The sequence below is a fragment of the Bacteroidota bacterium genome (assembly GCA_039821555.1).
GTDB lineage: Bacteria > Bacteroidota > Rhodothermia > Rhodothermales > Rubricoccaceae > JBCBEX01.
The window spans coordinates 351,375-373,357 of record JBCBNX010000002.1 but is presented as its reverse complement, the minus strand read 5'-3'; the positions used below and the strand labels follow the sequence as shown (position 1 = coordinate 373,357).

15 protein-coding genes are annotated in these 21,983 nt (G+C 69.3%); 9 read left to right on the top strand and 6 right to left on the bottom strand.

Translation table 11 applies throughout. From position 1 onward, the window contains the following. Positions 1-33 precede the first annotated feature (33 nt). A complete protein-coding gene (locus AAFU51_04170) occupies positions 34-1,107 on the top strand; it encodes an N-acetylornithine carbamoyltransferase (GenBank protein ID MEO1570444.1) in 1,074 nt (357 codons plus the stop codon). Between the two features lie 63 nt (positions 1,108-1,170). Here AAFU51_04170 and AAFU51_04165 read toward each other — a convergent pair whose 3' ends face one another. Continuing rightward, complete coding sequence (locus tag AAFU51_04165) at positions 1,171-2,604, bottom strand: tetratricopeptide repeat protein (GenBank protein MEO1570443.1); 1,434 nt, start codon at positions 2,602-2,604, stop codon at positions 1,171-1,173. A gap of 432 nt (positions 2,605-3,036) precedes the next feature. Between AAFU51_04165 and AAFU51_04160 the strand changes: the two genes are divergently transcribed. Then, the gene (locus AAFU51_04160) at positions 3,037-7,413 is read left to right on the top strand and encodes a two-component regulator propeller domain-containing protein (protein ID MEO1570442.1); all 4,377 of its coding nucleotides are present in this window, start codon (positions 3,037-3,039) and stop codon (positions 7,411-7,413) included. Between the two features lie 3 nt (positions 7,414-7,416). On the opposite strand, the gene AAFU51_04155 is transcribed toward AAFU51_04160, so the two are convergent. The 4 genes from AAFU51_04155 to AAFU51_04140 form a co-directional block, all read right to left on the bottom strand. After that, on the bottom strand, positions 7,417-7,566 hold the full coding sequence (locus AAFU51_04155) for a hypothetical protein (protein MEO1570441.1): 150 nt from the start codon (positions 7,564-7,566) through the stop codon (positions 7,417-7,419). Between the two features lie 102 nt (positions 7,567-7,668). Then, entirely contained in the window at positions 7,669-9,063 is a 1,395-nt protein-coding gene (locus tag AAFU51_04150) for a T9SS type A sorting domain-containing protein (GenBank protein ID MEO1570440.1), read from the bottom strand. A 305-nt stretch (positions 9,064-9,368) separates the two neighbouring features. After that, positions 9,369-10,775, bottom strand: coding sequence for a sensor histidine kinase (locus AAFU51_04145; GenBank protein ID MEO1570439.1), 1,407 nt, complete (start codon positions 10,773-10,775; stop codon positions 9,369-9,371). Continuing rightward, positions 10,775-11,428, bottom strand: a complete 654-nt coding sequence (locus tag AAFU51_04140) for a response regulator transcription factor (GenBank protein MEO1570438.1) — start codon at positions 11,426-11,428, stop codon at positions 10,775-10,777. The genes AAFU51_04145 and AAFU51_04140 overlap by 1 nt, the downstream gene beginning before the upstream one ends. A 175-nt stretch (positions 11,429-11,603) precedes the next feature. On the opposite strand from AAFU51_04140, the gene AAFU51_04135 reads away from it, so the two are divergent. Genes AAFU51_04135 through AAFU51_04105 form a run of 7 tightly spaced genes read left to right on the top strand, consistent with a single transcriptional unit; the run spans position 11,604 to position 21,029 of the window. Then, positions 11,604-12,059 carry a hypothetical protein gene (locus AAFU51_04135; protein ID MEO1570437.1) on the top strand — a complete coding sequence of 152 codons (456 nt, stop codon included), beginning with the start codon at positions 11,604-11,606 and terminating at the stop codon, positions 12,057-12,059. Next, entirely contained in the window at positions 12,060-14,465 is a 2,406-nt protein-coding gene (locus AAFU51_04130) for a TolC family protein (GenBank protein MEO1570436.1), read from the top strand. It abuts the gene before it with no gap. A gap of 40 nt (positions 14,466-14,505) precedes the next feature. Then, positions 14,506-15,660: an efflux RND transporter periplasmic adaptor subunit gene (locus AAFU51_04125; protein MEO1570435.1), complete on the top strand. Its 1,155-nt coding sequence runs from the start codon at positions 14,506-14,508 to the stop codon at positions 15,658-15,660. 51 nt (positions 15,661-15,711) lie between these two features. After that, positions 15,712-18,852 (top strand): efflux RND transporter permease subunit, encoded by a 3,141-nt coding sequence (locus AAFU51_04120; protein ID MEO1570434.1) that lies wholly within the window; start codon positions 15,712-15,714, stop codon positions 18,850-18,852. Beyond that, a complete protein-coding gene (locus tag AAFU51_04115) occupies positions 18,852-19,451 on the top strand; it encodes a hypothetical protein (GenBank protein ID MEO1570433.1) in 600 nt (199 codons plus the stop codon). Before AAFU51_04120 ends, AAFU51_04115 begins: the two co-directional genes overlap by 1 nt. 36 nt (positions 19,452-19,487) lie before the next feature. Then, positions 19,488-20,144 (top strand): hypothetical protein, encoded by a 657-nt coding sequence (locus AAFU51_04110; GenBank protein MEO1570432.1) that lies wholly within the window; start codon positions 19,488-19,490, stop codon positions 20,142-20,144. 42 nt (positions 20,145-20,186) lie between these two features. After that, a complete protein-coding gene (locus AAFU51_04105) occupies positions 20,187-21,029 on the top strand; it encodes a hypothetical protein (protein MEO1570431.1) in 843 nt (280 codons plus the stop codon). A gap of 61 nt (positions 21,030-21,090) precedes the next feature. On the opposite strand, the gene AAFU51_04100 is transcribed toward AAFU51_04105, so the two are convergent. Continuing rightward, positions 21,091-21,963: a GIY-YIG nuclease family protein gene (locus tag AAFU51_04100; protein MEO1570430.1), complete on the bottom strand. Its 873-nt coding sequence runs from the start codon at positions 21,961-21,963 to the stop codon at positions 21,091-21,093. Positions 21,964-21,983 lie beyond the last annotated feature (20 nt).

Genomic DNA, 21,983 nt, shown 5'->3' with positions numbered 1-21,983 from the left:
ACCTTCCGGCTTTGCCACGCACCCGTCTGTCCCATGCCCTCGCTCACTTCCTGGCTCGACGCCCCGCCGGATGCCTGGACGCGTTGCCTCGACCGCGCACTCGTCCATCATGAGCAACGCCGCTGGTCGCAGACCGCGCAGGGCAAGGCGCTCGGGCTGCTGTTCTTCGCGTCGTCGCTGCGCACGCGCACCTCGATGGACCTCGCCGCGGCGCACCTGGGGGCGCACGCGGTCACGCTCAACCCCGGCCAGGGCGTCTGGGGCTTTGAGTGGCGGGACCACGGCCCCGACGGCCAGCCCATCACGATGGACCGCGACGCCGCCGAACACATCCGCGAGGCCGTCGGCGTGCTCAGCCGCTACGTGGACGCGCTCGGCGTGCGGGTCTTCGCCACGCTCTCGGACCACGACGCCGACCACGCCGACACGCTCTTTCACCGCATCGCCGAAGTCGCGACGGTGCCCGTCGTGAACCTGGAGTCGGCGCGCTGGCACCCGTGTCAGGAACTCGGCGACGCGGCGACCATCCGCACGCATTTCGCTAGACACGGCGCGGAGCGCGGGACGTTGCCACAGGGCCATCGCTTCGTGCTCGCGTGGGCGCCGCACCCGAAGCCGCTCCCGCGCGCCGTCCCGAACTCGGCGCTGCTCATGGCCGCGCGCCTTGGAATGCACGTCACCGTCGCTCGCCCCGACGGCTTCGGCCTCGACGCGGACATCCTCGACGCGGCTCGTTCGACCGCGGAGACGACTGGCGGCTCCATCGCCGAGACGGACGACCTCGACGCGGCGCTCGCAGCCGAGGGCGGCGCGCACGTCGTCTACGCCAAAGCGTGGCACGGCGACGCGGTCTACGAGGCCCCGGACGACGAGGCCGCTCTCCGCGCCCAGCATGCCGACTGGATGCTCACGACCGACCGCATGCAGCGCACCGACGACGGCATCTTCATGCACTGCCTGCCCGTCCGGCGCGGCGTAGTGGTGGACGGCGCGGTACTCGACGGCCCGCAGGCGCGGCACCTGCTGCAAGCCGAGTTCCGCCTGCACGCCCAGAAGGCCATCCTGGAATGGATCTGGGGGCTGAACGAGCCCGATCAAGTCGCCTAGCCCACAAAAGAGCCACCCGGCGCAGTGCCAGGCGGCTTGGAAGTGGGTCGGCGGCTGGCCGGTCTAGCTGCGAGGCTTTCCGCCTTCCAGCGGACCGAACAGGTGACGGCTCTGGCTGTCCGACGCCAGCTCCGGGTAGGCGCGGCGCACCTCTTCGCGCTTGGCAGGGTCGAGTTCGAAGGCGCGGCGCAGCGAGTCGATGGCCTCGGCGCGGCGGTCGAGCGTGAAGAGCAGGTGGGCGCGGCGCAGCAGGGCATCCACCGAACGGGCGTCGAGCGTGAGCGCGCGGTCGTAGGAGGCGAGCGCCTCGGCGTAGGCTCCGGCGTCGTACTGCGTGTCGGCGAGGTCGAGCCAGGCGTCGGCGTTGTGCGGTTCAAGCTGCACCACGCGAGCATAGGAGCGGAGCGAGTCGGTGAGGCGTCCGGCGTTGTACTCCGTGTCGGCGCGGGCCTGCCAGAACTCGCCCGCCTCGGGGCGCAGTTCGAGCGCCTTCGCGAAGCAGAGCAGCGCCTCGTCGTGGGCGTTCTCCGCGTCGAGGCAGCAGCCGAGGCCGTACCAGGCGTCAGCGTAGAGCGGGTCGACCTGCACCGAGCGGCGAAGGTAGTCGATGGCCGTCGGGAGTTCGCCGAGGTCTTCGTAGGCGAGGCCGAGGTTGTAGAACGTCGCCGCGTCGCCGTCCTCGTAGGCAAGCACCTTCAAGTAGGCTTCGATGGCCTCGCTGGGGCGGCTGAGGTTGGCCAGCGCGTTGCCCTTGTTGTACCACGCGCTCGCGAACTCGTCGCGGATGGCGAGGGCGAACTCGTAGGACTCGACGGCGTCGGCGTAGCGGCCAAGCTGGTTGAGGACGATGCCGCGGTTGTACCAGGCGTTCTCGGAGTAGGGCTCCAGGTCGATCTGCTTGTCGTAGGCCGCGATGGCATCGTCGAAGCGGCCGAGTTGGTCGTAGCAGTAGCCGAGTTCGTACCACACCTCGGGGTGATCCGGCGCAAGGTCAGCGCACTCGCCGAGGACGCCGATGGCCTGCGCATAGTCGCCCTTCTTTTCGAGAGCGATGCCGAGGTTGAAGAGCGCGTCCTCGTTGAGCGGGTCGAGGTCGAGGACGGCGTAGTAGGCGCCGAGCGCCTCGTCGAGGCGGTCGAGCGTGTCGAGCGTGATGCCGCGGTTGATGAGCGTCTCCGCGTCGGCGGGGTTGAGCGCGAGGGCGCGGTCGTAGGCGTCGAGCGCCTCCGTGTGCCGTTCGAGATGGTTGAGCAGCACGCCGCGGCGCAGCCACGCGTCGGACGAGTAGGGCTGGGCGTCGAGCAGGCGGTCGATCACCTCCAGGGCGTCTTCCAGACGGCCCTCCTCGAAGTAGAAGGTGGCGATGTCCTCCAGCGTCTCCGAGTCGTAGAAGCCGACGCTCCCGGTGCGGCGGCCCTCCTCATAGGCGTCGATGAGCTGGCGCAGCGCGTCGCCGCTGGTGGGATCGTCGTAGTCACCAAACTCGAAGTCGAACATAGTCGGGCGAACCAGATGGGGCTGGTGGGAAGAACGATCCCGCGGGGGGACGGGTGACCGCGCAAGCTGGCAGAGAATACAACGACGGACGCGGTGGATTCAACCACGATGCACGTCTGGATGCCAGCAGGGTTGCGCGCGTGAAGCGCGGGTACAAAAGCGATGCCAAGCCTCGCTCTCGCTTGATACGGCCTGCGCGCCCAGTCTGTGCGATGAGCGCGTCATACCCTACCTCGCCAGATTGTTTCCATGAGTAATCGGTGCGGGGAATAATCGGTGTGGGGCAACACCCTACGCCGTAGACGGATGCCTTGTACGGTGATGACCGCTGCTCGCTCGTTGCACCGTCCCAGGTTCTGAGGCAGGATCCCGTATCGCTCAAGGCGGGGTGTGTCTATACTTAGCCGACCCACGTTGACGTGGATAGCCCGGGTGAGATCGCTGCGCTACCGAGGACGAAGGCTGCTACTAGGCTGGATGGGGCTGGTCGTGTGGCTGGCCGCAGTGGAGGCGATTGCGCAGTCGCCGGGCTCGACGCCCGTTTTCAGGCACCTCACCATCGACGATGGGCTGTCGCAAAACGTCGTGGCCGCCCTCCTGCAGGACCGGCATGGCTTCGTGTGGGTGGGGACGAAGGATGGCCTCAACCGCTTCGATGGCCATGCGCTGGTCGTCCACCGGCACGATCCGTTCGATCCCGCCACGCTCTCCAGCAGCCACGTCACCGCCCTGCTCGAAGGTGATGATGGGCATCTCTGGGTCGGGACACGCGATGGCGGCCTCAACCGGCTGAGCCAGATCACTGGCGAAATGGTCCGGTACACCCATAGCCCCGCTGGTCCCATCGCCGCGCTCGTGGACGACGGCAACGGGCGCCTCTGGGGGGCGACGCTCGGCGGCGGTCTCTTCCACCTACGCCAGGAGGATGGCCACGACCCGGACGCGGTCTTCGAGCGCGTCGTCAACGAACAGGCTGGCGTGGACAGCCTCCGTATCAACTTCGTGAAGGCGCTCCTCCGCGACGACCGCGGGACGATGTGGGCGGGATCGTCGGCGGGCCTACACCGCTACGACGCCGCCACGGAGCGCTTCGACCTGCTGACCGAGCTGCCTGTCAGCGCCCTGGCTCAGGCGCGAGACGGCACCGTGTGGGTGGGCCAGCGTGTCGGTCTTCGCGCCCAACTGGTGCGGGTCGATGGCGGCGTGGATCCCGCGACCGGACGGCTACGCGTCACCGCCTTCGACTATCCCGATCTCCCTATGAATCCGGGCTGGGAGCAGATCGACGACATCGCCGAAGGGCCTGCCGGGCACCTGTGGCTCGCAACGCCCGTGGGCCTGGGGCGCTTCGATCCCGAGACCGGGTCATTTACGTTCTACCACGCCGACCCCACCGATGCGACGAGCGTGAGCGCGGGGAGCCTCACCAAGCTCCTGTGGGACCGAACCGGCGTGTTGTGGGTAGGGTCGAGCGGCTACGGGCTGAGCCGATTCGACGCCCGCCGAGCGCGGTTCTCCCGGATCGCAGAGCAGCGCGAGGGAACGGTCCGCGCCCTCGACCAAAGCATCCGGTCGGTCTTCGAAGACCAGAACGGTACCGTCTGGATCGGCACGAACAACCTGAGCGATCCCGCCGCACCGCGTATCGTGGTGTGGTCCGACGCCTCGGCCCAGGTGCGCGAGGTCGTGGGCTACGGCCAGGTGTGGGCGCTCACAGGAGACCCTGCCGGCGCGCTGTGGCTGGGGACGGAGGAAGGCCTGGTGAGGCTGGACCCCACGACCGGGCGCTTCCGACACTACGTCGACGCCAACGGGCGCCACTCCTGGCGACCTGAGGCGTCGGCAGACCTGGCCGGGATCGAAGGCAACCGGGTCTTCGACGTGCATAGGAGCCGCTCGGGCCACCTCTGGATCGTGACCGCTCGCTACCTCGCACGCCTCGACGATGAGGACGGGGACCGTGAGGAGGCAGGCCGCTTCACGACCTACGTCCACACTCCGCAGCGCGACTTCAGCGTCAATCCGCTCTTCCCCTCGCTTCATGAAGACGTTCAGGGGCGCTTCTGGCTCGGGACAGAGACCGGGCTGGTCCGCCTCGACCCCTCCACGGGGGCGCTGCGCCGCTATCGCACCGTGCCCAGCGATCCCACGAGCCTGAGCAGCGAGCGCATCCGCTGGATCACGCCTGATCCCCGCACGCCCGAGCAGGTGCTATGGATCGGCACGGACGGCGGCGGCCTCAACCGCTTGGACCTCGCAACGGAGACGTTCGCCCACATCACCACGCGGGACGGGCTGCCCAACAACGTCGTCTATGCCGTGCTGCCGGACGAGGCAGGCCGCCTCTGGCTGAGCACCAACCGGGGCCTCGCGCGCTACGACCCCGAGGCGGGGAGCGTGCGCACGTTCGACGTGCACGACGGATTGCAGAGCAATGAGTTCAACGCCGGGGCCGCCTTCCGCGCCGACGACGGGCAACTCTTCTTCGGCGGCATCCACGGCATCAACGCGTTCGACCCCGAGCAGGTCACGGACAACCCGCATGTGCCGCCGGTCGTGCTCACCGAACTCCGGGTGGGCGGCCAGCCCATTGCCCTCGGAGACAGCACGGGCGTGCTCCGGCGTGCGCTCTTGGCCACGGACGAACTCCGGCTGAGCCATCGCCAGAACGCCTTCGCGTTCACCTTCGCCGCCCTCGACTACTCCGCGCCGGAGAAGAACCGCTACGCCTACCGCCTCGACGGCTTCGACGACGGCTGGGTGCAAGCCGGGACTGCGCGCACGGCGACGTACACGAACGTGCCGCCGGGGCGCTACACGTTCCGGGTGCGAGGGACCAACAACGACGGCGTCTGGAACGAGGCCGGGACCGCGCTCGGCGTAGTCGTCGTGCCGCCGTGGTGGCGAACGTGGTGGGCGTATTTCCTCTATGGTTTAGCCGTTGCCGGGACGGTGGCGATGGTCCTGCTATACCGCCGTGAGCGCATCGAGCTGCGCCACCGCTCGGAGATGGAGCGCCTCGAAGCCGAGCAACTCCGGGAGTTGGACCGGGCGCGCAGCCGCTTCTTTGCCAACGTGAGCCACGAGTTTCGGACGCCGCTCACGCTGACGCTCGGCCCGCTCGACGACGTGCGCGCGGGGCACTACGGCACCGTACCGGACGCAATGGACACGCAACTCAGCCTCGCGCGGACGAACGCCGGGCGCGTGCTCACGCTCATCAACGAGATCCTCGATGTGTCGCGGCTCGAAGCCGGGCAGGTGCCACTCCACGCGCAGGCCGTCAACCTCGGTGCGTTCGTGAGCGGGCTGGCCGCCATGATCGCGCCGCTGGCCGAGCGCCGCCGCCTAACCCTAGCTGTGGAGGTCCCGGCCGAGCCGCTCGTCGTCTATGCCGACCCGGCGCTCCTCGAAAAGGTGGCGATGAACCTCCTCTCGAACGCGCTCAAGTTCACGCCCGAAGAGGGGCACGTCTGGGTCGAGGTCACGGCGGACGACACCGCTGCTGCGGTCGCCGTGCGTGACGACGGTCTTGGCATCGCGCCGGAAGCCTTGGCCCGCGTCTTCGATCGGTTCTACCGCGCATCCGAGGCCGAGCCGGCCGTCGGGACCGGCCTCGGCACCGGAATCGGGCTGGCGCTAGCGAAGGAACTGGCGAACCTCCACCGTGGCACGCTCACCGCCGAGAGCACCGTGGGGCAAGGCAGCACGTTCACGCTCACGCTCCGCCTCGGCCACGCTCACCTGCCCGAGGGGTCGGTCGATCTCGATGCGCCGCTCGTCGGCTGGGACGCCGAGACCCCCGCCGAGACCCCGGTCGTGTCCATGGGCGATGGAACCAGCACTGGGGGAACCAACACACTTGCCACCGTGGACGAGATTAGCGGCGATGGGGCCGACGGGCGCAAGACGGTCCTCGTCGTGGAGGACCATCCCGAAGTGCGCGCGTTCATCCGGCGGCACCTCGAACGGGGCACGCCCTCCTACCGCGTCCTGGAAGCCGCCACCGGCGATGCTGGGCTCGACAAGGCCCGCCGTCTGCTGCCCGACCTCGTGCTGAGCGACGTCATGATGCCGGGGGCACTCGACGGCGTGGCGCTGTGCCGGGCGCTCAAGGCCGACCCCGAGACCGACTTCCTGCCGGTGGTGCTGCTTACCGCCCGAGCCACTCCCGAAGACCGCATCGGCGGCCTGGAGGAGCAGGCCGACGACTACCTCACCAAGCCGTTTGACCCAGCCGAACTTCGGGCACGCATCGCCAACCTCATCGCGGGGCGGCAGCGGCTCCGCGAGCGATTCCTCCAGGAAGGCATGGCCCGCGTGCTCGGCGAGCAGAGCGACGCGGCCTTCGACGCGGCCACGCTGTCTCCCCCGTTGCCCCCGGCGCTGCAGCCCAGCACCCCGGAGGTGACCTCTGCCGACGAGGCGTTGCTGGATGCCGTGCGGCAGACGGTCGAGGCGCGCCTCGCCGACGAGGACTTCGGTGTGAGCGACTTGGCTGAGGCCGTCGGTCTGAGCCGCAGTCAGCTCTACCGGCGGATGCACGCCCTCACGGGACACTCCACCTCCGACGTGATCCGCAGCATCCGACTGGAACGGGGCGCGCAGCTACTCGCAGCGGGCGTCGGGACGGTCAGCGAGATCGCCTACGCTGTTGGCTTCAAGACCGTCTCGCACTTCTCCAACGCGTTCACGGCACACCACGGCTGCCGCCCCTCAGCCTACCCACACGCCATGAGCCTACCTACCCCGAGCGGGAGAGCACAACCACCACGGTCTGCTCCCCCGCTCGATGACACAGTTTCGTAGACGCTATTCGAGCAGGGCCATGGTCCGGTGGGCGTTGGTGGTGCCCGACACGAGCCGGAAGACGTACGTGCCGCTGGCCAGGCTGCTTCCATCAAACGCGACCTCGTAGGTCCCCCGGCGCCAAGGTCTGGTCCACGAGGCGAGCGACTTCACGGCCGATCACGGAAAGAGCGACGGCACCTTGGAGGCACCGCCGCTCTGGAGCGGAAGCTGAGAGGAGCACCCAGCCCGTCCACGGAAACGCTGCGGCGTAGTCTATCGCGTGACCGTCGTCCGCTGGGTCGCCTCCACAGCCCCCGAGGCGCGCACCACGTAGACCCCGGTCGGCAGCGCGCTCAGGTCTAGCGGCAGCTCGTGCGCCCCGGCTGGGAGTGTGCGCTCGGGCTGCTCAGCCACGCGCCGCCCGAGGAGGTCGTAGACGGCGAGGCGGAGCGCCCCGGCCATGGGCATCTCAAGGGCGACGGTGAGCGCGCCGCGCGTCGGGTTGGGGTAGGCTGCGAGGCGGGCGCGTGGAGTTGTGGGTCCGTCCTCCGCGGCCGTGGAGTTCCCGTAGGTAGAGCGGACGCGGATGTTGTTCACCCACGCCGAGCCGTCCCAATCCTGAATCACACGCTCGGTCTCGAGGCCATCCTCATAGGCGATGAGGTTGCGGGCGCTGTTGGCCCACGCCGAGTCGTCCCAAACCTGGCTCACGGTCTCCGTCAGGAGACCGCCCTCGTAGGTGTCGAGGATGCGGACGTTGTTGGCCCACGCCGAGTCGTCCCAAATCTGGAGGGTGATCTCCGTGGCGAAGCCGTCCTCATAGGTGCGAAAGGCGCGGGTGCTGTTCTCCCACGCCGTGCCGGTCCACACCTGGGCGACCCCCTCTCCGAGGAGGCCGTCTTCGTAGGTAAAGAGGCTGCGGATGCCATTCTCCCAGGCCGAGCCGGTCCACGCCTCACCGAGTTCCTCCAGCAGTAGCAGCGTGCCGTCCTCGTAGGTGAAGAGGCTGCGGGTGTTGTTCTCCCACGCCGTGCCGGTCCACACCTGGACGAGCCCTTCTCCCAAGAGGCCCTCCTCGTAGGTATCGAAGAGGCGGACGTTATTCACCCACGCCGAGCCGTCCCAAGACTGGAACACGTTCTCCGTCTGGAAACCATCCTCGTAGGCGAAGAGGTCACGGGAGCTGTTCGCCCATGCCGTGTCGTCCCAAAACTGGCCCACGCTTTCCGTCAGGAGCCTGTCTTCGTAGGTGTCGAGGCTGCGGAAGTTGTTGGCCCACGCCGCGCCAGTCCATAGCTGCTCCAGAAGCTCTGTCTGGAGGCCGTCCTCGTAGGTGCGGAGGGTGCGGAAAACAATCGCCCACGCCGAGCCGGTCCACTCCTCGACGAGTTCCTCCAGCAGCATCATGGTGCCCTCCGCGTGCACCACCCGCCTGTGTGTGCGATGGCGGGCATCCGAGGCGCGCCCCATGTCCGCACACCCCAGCCGGGCAGCCGACGGCCCTGGTGTGGCCTTGCGCAGGTGAGACCGCGACGGGTAGGTCGGCGATGCGCTATCGGGCGCGAGGCGCTGCGCGCACAGCTCAGTCCATGGCGACGAAGGCTGGGCCTGGGCCGGGGGCAGCGAGAGTAGGGCGCCGAGGAGGCTGAGTACGAGGCTCGGGAGCAAGCTCCTGAAGGACAGGCTCCGGCCAGCGCACGGTATCGAGACATTCATAGCACCGAGGGTCGGGTGGATGAGCGAATGGGGGTGGCACGTGGAAACGCCTGCGACCGCACAGTCCCGACGCTTAGCGTGCACGATGGTGCAAGCAAGATGGCCGGTCGGGCCCTCCGAGGCGTTGCATCCTCGTTGCATTCTGATGCGCCGAGCGTGCATGGTCCCGCTGCACGCGGCAGAACGCCGTCTTTGCGGGCGGTCAGCCTCTACCCAGACGGGTGGCCGCGCCTACCGCTCGCCAGTACCCACGTCGGTCACGAGCCAGCCGGGCGCGTGTCCCTCGGCACGACACATGCGACGCGTGTGCCGTGGTTCGGGCCCGCTTGAATGCGAAGCGTGGCGCCGATCAAGCGCGCGCGCTGCCGCATGGTGCGCAGGCCTAGTCGCTCACCTTCTTCTTCAGATGCGTCCGCGAATCCGCCCCCGTTGTCGCGGACGCTGAGTTGGAGTCCCTCGTCCGTTGCCGCGAGCGTGAGGGCGATCTCGGTTGGCTGCGCGTGCTTGGCCGCGTTCGCGACCGCTTCCTGAGCGATGCGGTAGAGGTGCTCGCGTTGGTCCGGGCGCAGCACGTCGAGCGCATCGTCCAGCGGACCCGTCGTGTGGAGCGTGACGGCGATGGCTGTGGCATCCTCGGTGCGCTTCGCTAGCGACCGGAGCGCGTGGGCGAGGTGGCCGTCCACCAGGTCGAGCGGGCTGAGTCCTTGGGCGAGCCGACGGGCCTCCTCCACGCTCGCCTCGGCTTCCAGGGCCACGTCCTCCAGCCTACTCGCCTCGACGGGGCGTCCTTTTTGGGCACGGTGCACGAGGCTTCGGCATAGCATCGCGATGCCAGTCAGGCGGGCACCGAGGTCGTCGTGCAGGTCCCGTCCGATCCGGTGGCGTTCGGCGTCGGCGGCCTGCGCGGCCTCGCGTTCGAGCAGGTGGCGCTCGGCAAGGGTGCGGATGAGGCGCAGGACCTGGTGACGCAGCTGCCACGCGAGGGCTCCGGCGACCCCACCGCTCCCTACGATCATGCCGGCTCCCCAGAAGTAGCCCTCCGGGATCCCGCCGAAGAGCACGGAACCCGCATCGGGGCCAAATGTGCTCGCAATCACAAGGTAGGCTCCTCCCGCCAGCAGCCCGGTCAGCACGGAGAGCCCCGCACGCAGCCTCAGCACGGAGAGGCTCACGAACAACAGCAGCACCACGACCCGCACCTCGTACCCAAAGTCCTCTGGAATGGGCGAAACGCTCTGGATGAAGTACGCCACCGCGGCAAGCGCGAAGATCTCCGCGGTCGCCATGACGTACCATGCCGCCTCGGACAGCGGGGCCCGCGCCTTGATGCGGCGCACCAGCAGGTGTCGGACGAACACCTGCGCGGCGAGGAGTGCGAGCGTAACCACGAGCCGCACGCCAAATGTGGGTTCGACCCAGTTCCATGCAGGATCGGTGCCCGTCGCCAGCGCGAGGCGCAGGGCCAGCGCCGCGGCCACGGCGGCGAAGAAGCCTGCCACCAGCGTGGCCCGCATCCGCTCCACGCGCAGCAGCGTAAGCGCAAACTCGGTGCTCAACGCCTCCTCGATGGACGCAACGCTGTCGGCGCGCGGCGTGGTCACGACGGTGCGCCCCTGCATGCCTGCGAGGTCATGACTCGGCGACGACGGGGCGAACTTGGGCATCAGGGAAGGCTGCGCTGCTCGACGTGGCGCACGGCGTAGAGCACCAACGCCGCGCCGTCGCTGAGCCCGAGCTTCTCCTTGATCCGGGCCCGGTACGACTCGACCGTGTTCGGGCTGACGTGCATGACCTCGGCGATGGCGCTGGTCTTCAGTCCCCGGCCCAGGTGCTCGAACGCCTCCAACTCGCGGTCGCTGAGGCGCGCCAGCGGCGACGTGGCGTCCTGGCCCTCCGGGCTCGTGTACTGTCGCAGCATGTGGTCGTTCATCGACTCGCTGACGTAGAGGCCGCCGCGCAGCACGCGCCGTGCGGCATCGACGACGGCCCGGCTGGCTTCGGTCTTCATCAGGTAGCCGCGTGCGCCCGCCCGCAGCGCCCGCTCGGCGTAGAGCGCTTCCTCATGCATCGAGACGACCAGGATCGGGAGGCCGGGACGCGTCTGCTGGAGGTGCTTGACGAGGTTGAGGCCGCTCATCCCGTCCATCATGACGTCGACGATGAGCAAGTCCGGCTGCACGGCGTCGATCTGGTCCAGCGCGTCGCGTGCCGAGGCCGCCTCGCCGCACACCGTGAGGTCGTCTTCCTCGCCCAGCAGGAAGACGTAGCCTTTGCGCGTGATCGCGTGATCGTCGACGACGAAGATGCGGTGAGGCATGCGGAGAACAGCAGGCGGCGATGTGTGGAGAGGGCGGTGCGGTGGACCCCACCACACGGGAATGGTGCCGGTCGCTACAGCGCGACGGTGGAGTCTGGACTAGAGGCAAAGGGACGGCGGCGGATACCCTGAGGGCACGTCGAGCCTCGGCTCTTGCCCACCCCCTTGGAAGCATATGAAACCCCCACCCTCGATCCAACGCTGCGGCGCTGTCCTCCTGCTGGCGCTGCTGACCCTCCCCGCCTCCGGCCAGTCCTCGGACGCCAAACCGGACGCCAACCCGAACGCCGCCTCAGACGGTACCACGTTCGTTCGAGAACGCGTCGAGGAGGCAGTGGAACGCTTGCAACTCACGCCGGAGCAGCAGGAAGCCGCCCAGCCTATCCTCATGGCCAGCATGCAGACGCGACTGGACATCCTCGCCGGGTATGGAATCGACCTGAGCGGCGAGGCACCCATCGAGCGCCCCAGCCGACGTGAGGGGCGCCGCCTGCGTGGCGAGTTGAGCAACCTGAACGAGACCACCGAGGCACAGCTAGAGGACGTGCTGACGGAGGCGCAGATGGACACGTGGCGCGCCATGCAGGACGAGAACCGCGAGCGGCTCCAAGCCCGGTTCGGAGGCGACTGAATGCTCAGCATTGTTCGGATCCTTCTCGCGCTCTCGGTCGGCGCGGTCGGGCTCCTGCTAGGCGCGCCAGCTCAGGCGCAGGACACCCTGCGGCCCATCGCCCGCGTCGCGCTCCTCAGCGACGGGCCCGGCGTGCAGGGCGACTCCCTCTCCAGCCTGGTTGCCGAGGAGCTCCGCGTGCTGGCGGCGCGCGAGTTCGACCTCCGCTTTCAGACGGCAGCAGCGGACCACACCCTGCCGGGCGCGGCCCAACTCGTTGACCGGGCCATGGCCGACCCGGCGACCGACCTCGTGATCACGCTGGGCGTGCTGACGTCGCAGGTAGCGGCGCAACGGCGGGAGCCGCCGCATCCCGTCATCGCCGCGGCCGTGTTCGACCCGCGTCTCCAGGGGCTGCCGCTTACCGGCGGCACGAGCGGGACTTCGGGCGTCTCGTACCTGGTGGCTCCGGACCTGCTCGCTCGTGAACTCGTCGTGTTTCGCGAGATCGCGGCCGTAGACACCGTAGCGGTGCTCGTCGGCGCAGGCCTTCTGCAGGCGCTGCCAGGCATCGAGCAGCGGCTGGCCGCGCTCGAAGCGGAGGTCGGGCTGACGCTCGTGCCGGTCGGCCTGGGGGCCTCGCCGGAGGACGCACTCGACAGCGTGCCCGCGAGCGTGGACGGGGTGTACGTCGGGCCGCTCAGCACGGCGTCGCCGCAGAGCATAGGGCTGCTGGCGGCGGCCCTGATCGAGCGCGGGCTGCCCTCGTTCTCGTTCGGCGGTCGCGGCGGCGTGGAGCGCGGCCTGCTGGCGTCGCTGAGCGCCGACCGGGCTGCGCGGCTGGCGCGGCGCGTGGCCGTCGATGCGGAGCGCGTGCTGCTCGGCGACGAGCCGGGGGCCTTTTCCGTCCACATGACCGCCAGCGAGCGGCTGGTCCTCAACCTCGCTACCGCCCGCCAGATCGGCGTCACCCCACCGCTCGGTCTCGTACTGGAGGCCACGCTGGTCGGCGCACCGATGCGGGACCCCGGTGTACCGCTCTCGCTCGACGAGGCGATGCGCGGGGCCGTCGAGGGCAACCTGGCGCTGGCAGCCCAGCAGCGTGCCGTGGAAGCAGGGGCCGCCCAGGTGCGCGAGGCGCGCGCGACGCTCCTCCCCCAGCTCGAAGCCGGAGCGACCGGGAGCCTGGTCGACGCCGACCTCGCGGAGGCATCGCTCGGGCAGCAGCCCGAGTGGTCGGCGCAGGGGCAACTCACCCTCACGCAGGTCCTCTTCTCGGAGGACGCGCGGGCGAACGTAGGCATCCAGCGGGCGTCGCAGGAGGCTCGCACGCACGAGTTCGCGGCGCTCGAACTCGACATCGCGCTCGACGCCGCTGAGGCCTACCTCGGCGTGCTGCGGGCGCTGGCTCTCGTGGAGGTGCAGCAGGCCAACCTCGCGCTGACGCGCGCGAGTCTCGAACTGGCCGACCGGCGCGAGGCCATCGGGGCCGCAGGCCCTGCCGAAGCACTCCGCCTGCGCGCCGAGCTGGCGACGCGCCGCACCGATCTGATCGACGCGTTCGTGCAGGTGCAGGCCGCCGAGATCGCGCTCAATCAAGTGCTCAACCGGCCCCTCGAAACACCCGTGGCAGTCGCGACGACGGTGTCCGAAGACCGGCTCGCCGACACGGACCTGCTGGCCGCCTACATCGTCGACGCGGAGGCGTTCACCCGGCTGCGGGACGTGCTCAGCGCCGAGGCGATTCGCGCCGAGCCAGGCATTCAGGCGCTGGAGGCGGGCATCCGCGCGCAGGACCGGGCAGGCCGGGCCGCGCGTCGAGCCTTCTACCTCCCCACCGTGGCGCTCGTCGGCCAAGCCAGCACGTCGCTCTACGAGGGCGGGGCCGGCACGGAGGGGCTGGCCTTTCCGACCGATCCCATGCAACCCATGGCGGCGTCGTTTCCCGAGGCGCCGGGGACCTTCTGGACACTCGGCTTGAACGTCACCCTGCCGCTGTTTGAGGGCGGCGGACGGACGGCGCGCCTCGCCCGCGCCACCGCCGAGGTGCACCGGCTGCAGCTGGAGCGGGACCTGATCGCGCAGCGCATCGAACAGAACGTGCGGACGCAGCTGCACGTGACGGCGGCCTCGTACGCCGCCATCCAGGAAGCGCGGCGCGCAGCCGACGCAGCGCGGCAGTCGCTCGACATCGTGACGCGGTCGTACGCGGCGGGGGCCCTCGACGTGACGGCGCTCCTCGAATCGCAGGCGGCGGCGCAGCGAGCCGAGGCCAGCGTGACGAATGCGGTCTACGACTTCCTCGTCAACGTCAAGCGCGTCGAGCGCGCCATCGGGCGCTTCGAGGCGCTCGCCCCGGCAGAGGAGCAGGAGGCCTTCCGCCGTCGCCTCGACGCCGCCCTGCAATCCACGTCTTCCACGCCCTGACTGTCCCCACCCGACGCTCCCCACCCGACGCTCCCCACCCATGATGGACGTATCCCCATTCCGTCGCTGGCTCCGCCTCCGTGTGTGGCTCCTGGTCGCCTGCACGACAGGCCTCGCCGGGCTCTCCGGGTGCGGTGCCGACGAGGCCCCGCCGCCGGAGCCGCTCCGCCCCGTGCGCTACGAGTTCGCTCGCGCGTCCGGCGACGCGCAGACGCGGACGTTCGCAGGCGTGGCGCAGGCAAGCTCCGAGGCGCAGGTGAGCTTCCGGGTGGGTGGCGTCGTAGAGGCCGTCAACACCCGAGTCGGCGAGCGCGTCGCGCGGGGCACCGTGCTGGCCCGCGTCGACGCGAGCGACTACGTGATCCAGCAGCGGCAGGCCGAGGCGGCGCAGGCGCAGGCGACCGCCCAACTCCGCAACGCCGAGGCGACCTACGAGCGCACGCTGCAACTCTACGCCGACCAGGGTGCCTCGCAGAGCGACCTCGACGCGGCACGGGCGCAGTACGAGTCCGCGCAGGCGCACGTCCGCTCCGCCGACGCGCAGCAGCAGGTCGCCGCCCGCCAGGTGGGCTACACCCGCCTGACCGCTCCGCTCACCGGCGCCGTCGCCGACGTGTTGGTGGCGGTGGGCGAGCAGGTCGGACCAGGGCGGCCCGCGTTCGTCGTGAGCGGCGGCGGGCCGCTCGACGTGGAGGTGGCCGTGCCCGAGGGGCTGATCGGTCGGATCCGTGCCGGCACGCCTGCCAGGGTGCGGTTCGGGTCGCTCGGCGGGCAGATCTACGCGGCGACCGTCGCCGAGGTCGGCATCGCGTCCACGGCCAGCACAACGACGTTTCCCGTGACGGTGCGCCTCGCGAGCGACGCCGACGAGGTCCGCCCCGGCATGGCTGCCGACGTCACCCTGCGCCTCGTCGGCGGCACGACCTCCTCTGGAGGCGTGGTCGTGCCCGCGGAGGCCGTCGGCGAGGACCGCGCGGGGCGCTACGTCTTCGTGCTGGCACCGCAGGGCGACGGCGAGGCGCTCGCGCTGCGCAGGCAGGTCGACCTCGGCGGCCTGACCGACGACGGCATCACGATCACCTCCGGTGTCGGGGATGGCGACCGGGTGGTGACGGCGGGCCTCAGCGCGCTCGCGGACAGCCAACGCGTGGCGCTCCTCGACGCACCCGCGTCGCCCCCCTCTCGCACGGACTGAGCCTACCACCCGACCCAACTCCCCGGGGCGAACCGCCCGCTGCACGCCGTCATGGACATCACACGCTACGCCATCGAGAACCGAGTCGTCACGGTCGTGGCACTCGTCCTCCTATTCGTCTCTGGCTATCAGGCCTACCTCGCGCTCCCGCGGGCCGAAGACCCCGGCTTCACCATCCGGGTGGCGACGGTCATCACGACGTTCCCGGGGGCCAGCCCCGCGCGGGTCGAAGCCCTCGTGACGGACAAGCTGGAGGCGCGCATCCAGGAGATCCCCGAAGTCGACAACATCACGAGCCAGTCGCGCACCAACGTCTCCATCATCCAGGTCGCCTTCAAAGACGACGTCCGCGAACTACAGCCGCTTTTCGACCGGCTCCGCCGCAAGGTCGAGAGCGCGCAGCCAGACCTCCCCGACGGCGTCGTGCCCGAGGTGGACGACGAGTTCGGCGACGTGTTCGGGACGCTCCTCACGCTCACGGCGGAGGGGTTCTCCTACCGCGAGTTGGAGGACATGGCCGACCAGGCCCGCCGCGAGCTGCTGCGCATCGAGGACGTGGCGAAGGTCGAGATCCTCGGCGCGCAGCCCGAGCACGTCTTCGTGGAGTACGACAACGCGCGCCTCGCCGAAGTAGGCCTCTCCACGAGCCAGCTGCAGAGCATCCTCCAGACGAGCAACATCGTCATCCCGGGCGGCGCCGTCGAGACCGGCGTGGAGCGGATCGCGCTGGAGCCGTCGGGGGCCTACGAGACCGTCGAGGCGATCCGGCGCACGGTCGTGACGCTGCCCGGGACCGGCCAGGTCGTCTTCCTGGGGGACCTCGCCGAGGTCGAGCGCGGCTATGCCAACCCGCGCACCGAGGCCATTCGGGCGACCGGCGAGGAGGGCCTCGTGCTAGCCATCTCCATGCGGCAGGGCGGCGACATCATAGGGCTGGGCGACGAGGTGCTGGCAACCGTCCGCCGCTTGGAGTCGCGCTTTCCCATCGGCGTCGCGTTCGGGCTGCTCAGCTTCCAGCCGGAGGTCGTCGAGCGCGCGGTGGGCGACTTCACATCGTCGGTGGTGCAGGCGGTGGTCATCGTCATGCTGGCGATGCTGCTGTTTCTGGGGCTGCGCACCGGGCTCGTCGTCGCCTCGCTGATCCCCATGGCGATGGTGGCGACGACGATGATGATGGGCGTCTTCGAGATCGGGATCGACCAGATCTCGCTCGCGGCGCTCATCATCGCCCTGGGGCTGCTGGTGGACAACGCGATCGTGATGAGCGAGGCGACGCTCGTGGGCATGGAGCAGGGCAAGACGTCGCGCGACGCCGCGCTCAGCGCCGCGCAGGAGCTGCGCGTCCCGCTCCTGGTGTCCTCGCTCACGACGGCCGCGGCCTTCCTGCCGATCTACCTCGCGGAGTCGAACGTGGGGGAGTACACCGCGCCCCTCGCCGAGGTCATCACGATCACGCTCCTGGCGTCCTGGCTGCTGGCCATCACGATGATCCCGCTGCTGTGCCTGCTGTTTCTGCGCGCGAAGCGGCGCCCCGGCCCGGCCCTCGAACATGCCGGCAGCGAAGACACCCGCACTGGGGAGCCTGAGTTCGATTCGCCGTTCTACCGCCGCTACCGAGGCGTGCTGGCCCGGCTGCTGAGGCGTCCCTTCTGGACGGTGGTGGGCGCCTACGGGCTACTGGTGCTCGCGCTTTGGGGCCTTGGCTTCGTGGACCAGTCGTTCTTCCCCGAGAAGCGCGAGGTCCTCTTCACCGGCGAACTCAACCTCCCCTACGGCACGTCGTTCGAGCGGACGGAGGCCATCGTGATGGACCTCGAAGCGTTCATGGACGCCGAGCTGGGGGCTGAGGGCGACGCGGAGGGGCTTGCCAACTGGGCCTTCTTCGTCGGGACGGGCGCCCCCCGGTTCAACCTCGGCTACAAGCCCGAGCAGGGACGCACCAACTACGCGGCGCTCATCGCCAACACGACGAGCTACGAGGTCCAGGCGAGCGTTATCGAGCGGCTGCGCTCGCACATTGAGGCGACCTACCCCTCCGTGGACGCGACCATCCGGAGGCTCTCGTCGGGCCCGGCCACGGCCAACCCCGTCGAGGTGCGCCTCTACGGCGACGACGCGGACGCACTCTTCGGCATCGTGGATCAGGTCAAGGCGCGCCTTGCCGCCATCGACGGCACTGCGGGCATCAGCGACGACTGGGGCGCGTTCACGAAGAAGCTCCGCGTCGAGATCGACGAGCCCCGGGCGCGGCGCGCGGGCGTCTCGAACCAGGACATCGCCGTCTCGCTCCAGACGGCGCTCTCGGGCATCGAGGCGACCCAGTTCCGCGAAGGCGACGCGATCCTGCCGGTCACGCTGCGCTCGGCCCCGTCGGACCGCGACGGCATCGGCAGCCTCGACGCGGTCAACGTCTATGCCCAGGCCACGGGCCGCAATGTCCCGCTCGGACAGGTCGCCAACATCGAGCTCACCTTCGAGCCGTCGCAGGTGCTCCGCCGGGACCGCCTGCTCGCCGTGACCGTCCGCTCCGGGCTCGACGACGCGGCTGGCGTGACGGCGTTCGACGTGGCCGACGAGCTGGTCCCGTGGCTCGACGCGCAGCAGGGCACCTGGCCACTCGGCTACAGCTACGAACTCGGCGGCGACATCGAGGGGTCATCGGACGCGAACGCCTCGATCCAGGAGAAGCTGCCCATCGCCGCTCTCGTCATCGTGCTGCTGCTGGTCTGGCAGTTCAACTCGGTCCGCAAGCCGGCCATCATCCTGCTCACGATCCCGCTGTCGATGGTGGGCGTCGTCTTCGGGCTGCTCGTGACGGGCAAGTCGTTCGGCTTCATGGCGCTCCTCGGGGTGATCGCGCTGGCGGGCATCGTGATCAACAACGCCATCGTGCTCCTCGACCGCATCCAGATCGAGATCGACGAGCACGGCCACCCCCCGGCTCGCGCCATCGTGGAGTCGGCGCAGCGGCGGCTTCGCCCCATACTCCTCACCACGGCGACGACGGCGGGGGGCCTGCTCCCGCTGTGGCTCGGCGGCGGGCCGCTCTTCGAGTCGATGGCCGTCGCCATCCTGTTCGGGCTGCTCTTCGCGACGGTGCTCACGCTCGGCGTGGTGCCCGCGCTCTACGCGCTGCTCTTCCGGGTGAAGGTCGCCGACACCACCGACACCACGCTTTCCCCAGCCCCGTGATGATCGCCTCCCCTCGCCGATCCCTCTGTCTCGTTGGATGCCTGCTGCTCGCCGTCGGTGCCGTGCGTGCGCAGCCCGTCGAGGCCGTCTCTTCAGACAGCACCCAGACGGTCCGGTCTACACCGATGCCGAGCGGCGCCGAGCGCTGGCGGGACCCCGGGGGCGACCTCGTCTCGCCGAGGTTCTTCGTACGCGCCCTCGTCACCAGCACCGTGGCGCACCTCAGCGAAGAGCCCGACTCGTGGGACCAGAACGCGGCAGGCTTCGCGGCGCGCCTCGCGTCCAACGGAGGCGGGGCGCTCGTCTATACCGGCACCGAGCACGGCCTGGCTGCGCTCCTCGGCGTCGATCTCCGCTACAGGCCCCAGGGCGAGGGCCGCTTCGGAACCCGCCTCGGCCATGCCTTCCTGGGCAGCGTGACCGTCCGCACCGACGACGGCTGGATGCCCACCCTCCCTCTCGCGGGCGGCGCCGTAGTGTCGGCGGTCGCGCAGTCGTACTGGGAGACGGGCTCGGTCGAGGTGGGCGGGTTCGCACGGGTTCTGGTCGCCGCGCTGCTCGTCGAGACCGTGGGCAACCTCGTGCTGGAGTTCCGTTAGCCTCTCGTTTCCTACGTCCCTGATCCCTTTCCTCACATGTCGCTCAGCTACACGCGCCCGGTCGCGCTCCTCGCCCCCATCGTCCTGCTCCTGGCATCGTCGGGCTGCGCTGCGCTGCGCGATGCCCGCGGCTACCGCTACTGCGAGATCTTGCTGGTCTACGACGGTACCTCGGAGGTGTGGGGGACGCAGGGCCTCAACCGCTGCCCCGACGAAGCCTGGGCGGCGCTCGACCCCGAGGCCCTCCGCACGGCGCACGACGCGGACGGAATCATCATGAACGGCCCGCGCTACTTCGTCATCAACGGCGCGAGCGGCGTCGCGATGCCCGAGGGCGACACCCGGATATTCGGCACCATCGAGATGCGGAAGCTGGCCACCCTCAGCGCGGAGGAGCCCGATCCCTACGCCCCGTCGACGGTGCTGCGCACGAACGTCTGGGAGTTCAAGAGCGGGAACGAGATCTACGAGCTGACCGACCCCGACGGGCGCGTCTACGTGATGCAGTCCTTCTCGCAGATCATCGACCCGACGCTTCAGGAGGACGAACTCGCAGCGCTGGCAGCGCGGCTCGACCTGCCGTCGGGGTGGCAGTTCTCGGCGCGCGTGCTCGACGAGGACCTCGACCTGGTGGCGGACGGGGAAGCGGTCGTCGTCGTGGACGACCTGCGGAACACCTACCAGCGCCGCTAACATGCGGCAGCCCCGTCCCTGTCGCCTTCCGGCTACGGTCTCATGCTCCACGCTCCATCGCCTCCCCGCCCCGATGTCTACCCCTCACGAGCGGGAATCGCCCTCGCCTGCCTGCTTATCGCATGGGGGCTGCTGAGCGGCTGCGGAGCGTCCGCGCCGATCATCCCTCCGGCCACCGCGCTCGACCAAGAGCCGCCCCGGCTCCTCAATGCCTTCTTTGGCCTCGACGATGCCTTGCCACGCGGCACCCGAATCCTCTGCCGGGCCGCCCCCGGCAGCGACGGCATGCCCGTCACCTTCTCGCGCCGGGTGCTGTCCGTGGACGCCGACGACTTCGCGGTGGTCACCGAGTCGGGTGCCCGCAAGACACCGGGATGTGCTACGGTGCGCCCGGCCGACGCCGCCTCGGAGAGCCATACGGTGCTGCTCATCGGCGACCTCGGCACGGTGGAGGATCCGCCCGTCCGTGTCGAGGTGGTGGGCGACCTTCCGTTGGAGGCCGGCGGGCAGGGACGCGGCCTCACAGTCGAGGTTACCCCGCTGGAGGCGGGCCCTACGCTCGTACTCGCGATTGCTTACGCCGCAGGCACCATCGCGAGCGACTGCCCGGCCTCAACGCAACAGATCGTCCAGGTGACCTGGGCAGGCGGCGTCGAACGGAGCGACGAGGCCGAGGAAGACGCCCACCGTACGATGTACCGCGTCCGGACCGCCGACGGGGAGGTCACGCCCGCCGCCCTCGGCGACCTGGACGACAACGACAACTACGAGCACCTATGTCTCGACACCGTAGCGGGCGTGCGCGAGGTCAGCGCGCAGGCGGGCGTGCTCGTCGATCCACGTGGCGACCTCAATCCAGCGACGGCGGTGGAGGTGAAGCGCTAGGTGGCTCTGCAGACGCCGTGTCCTGAAAGGTGTGAGAGAAATCAGTCCTCGGGTGCAGTGGCTATTCAGCCAGGCTGTCAGCCGTGAGTGGCCGCCGCTTTACCTCGTCCAGCGTACGGCCCTGCTCGTCTTTCCACGATGTCCACCCGTTCGAACCCCGGCCCAGAATGGCGTCTGAGGCACCGCTGGGAGTATCGAACGTGTGGTCCTCTTGGAACACGAAGGCCTCGTCCTCATCGGAGAGCACGCCGCTTGCGAGGAGCCGCATCCGGATTCGCTCGGGATACTTCCCCTGCGAGGAAGGCGTGACCGTCTTGGCAGCCTGAGAACCAGCCAGCACCAGCAACCCGTCCTCCGTGTATAGCCCCTTTCCCTCAACCCCTCGACCTCGGCAGAAAAATACCTCCCTCTCGCGCTTGGGCTGAACGACCTCCTCGAATAGTGGAAACCCAAGAGTGCCTAAGAGGACGCGGATCGTATCGAAGCTGTCGAGCAGGTCGGCCTGGACGGGCTCGGTGATGTACGGCTCCGATGGAGCCGTAGCATTCTTCGTCGTGAACCGTCCTATGCGGGTTGCCTCCCGGATCGCGTGCCACTCCAGCCAACGCACCTGCGCCTTGTCGAAGCGCAACGTTTTGCTGGTGACCGCAACGGCTCGCGACCAGAAGTCTTTTCCCTGGTGGTGTTGGAGAAGACGGGTGTAACAGTCCTCACTTTCGCCGATATAGACGAGAGGCTTTGCGCGACTCTCGTCCTCCCCAAACAGGAAGTAGAGGCCCACTTGGCGCAACTCGTCTCTCCCCTTGGCGACCTCGAAGCTGCCGCGAGGAACCTCAACGGCATGAACCGTGCGACTCGTGATCTCGGCGATTCGGACGCTACGAGGATTACCGTCTGGCAGAAAGATCTGAATGGTGCGAGGGCGGTCCTTCATCGGTGTACAACTAAGCGGCA

Excerpts from the sequence above, each read along its gene's own strand:
- AAFU51_04170 (MEO1570444.1), top strand. The coding sequence starts at position 34 with ATGCCCTCGCTCACTTCCTGGCTCGACGCCCCGCCGGATGCCTGGACG.
- AAFU51_04165 (MEO1570443.1), bottom strand. The coding sequence starts at position 2,604 with ATGTTCGACTTCGAGTTTGGTGACTACGACGATCCCACCAGCGGCGAC.
- AAFU51_04145 (MEO1570439.1), bottom strand. The coding sequence starts at position 10,775 with ATGCCCAAGTTCGCCCCGTCGTCGCCGAGTCATGACCTCGCAGGCATG.
- AAFU51_04140 (MEO1570438.1), bottom strand. The coding sequence starts at position 11,428 with ATGCCTCACCGCATCTTCGTCGTCGACGATCACGCGATCACGCGCAAA.
- AAFU51_04135 (MEO1570437.1), top strand. The coding sequence starts at position 11,604 with ATGAAACCCCCACCCTCGATCCAACGCTGCGGCGCTGTCCTCCTGCTG.
- AAFU51_04130 (MEO1570436.1), top strand. The coding sequence starts at position 12,060 with ATGCTCAGCATTGTTCGGATCCTTCTCGCGCTCTCGGTCGGCGCGGTC.
- AAFU51_04125 (MEO1570435.1), top strand. The coding sequence starts at position 14,506 with ATGATGGACGTATCCCCATTCCGTCGCTGGCTCCGCCTCCGTGTGTGG.
- AAFU51_04120 (MEO1570434.1), top strand. The coding sequence starts at position 15,712 with ATGGACATCACACGCTACGCCATCGAGAACCGAGTCGTCACGGTCGTG.
- AAFU51_04115 (MEO1570433.1), top strand. The coding sequence starts at position 18,852 with ATGATCGCCTCCCCTCGCCGATCCCTCTGTCTCGTTGGATGCCTGCTG.
- AAFU51_04110 (MEO1570432.1), top strand. The coding sequence starts at position 19,488 with ATGTCGCTCAGCTACACGCGCCCGGTCGCGCTCCTCGCCCCCATCGTC.
- AAFU51_04105 (MEO1570431.1), top strand. The coding sequence starts at position 20,187 with ATGCTCCACGCTCCATCGCCTCCCCGCCCCGATGTCTACCCCTCACGA.
- AAFU51_04100 (MEO1570430.1), bottom strand. The coding sequence starts at position 21,963 with ATGAAGGACCGCCCTCGCACCATTCAGATCTTTCTGCCAGACGGTAAT.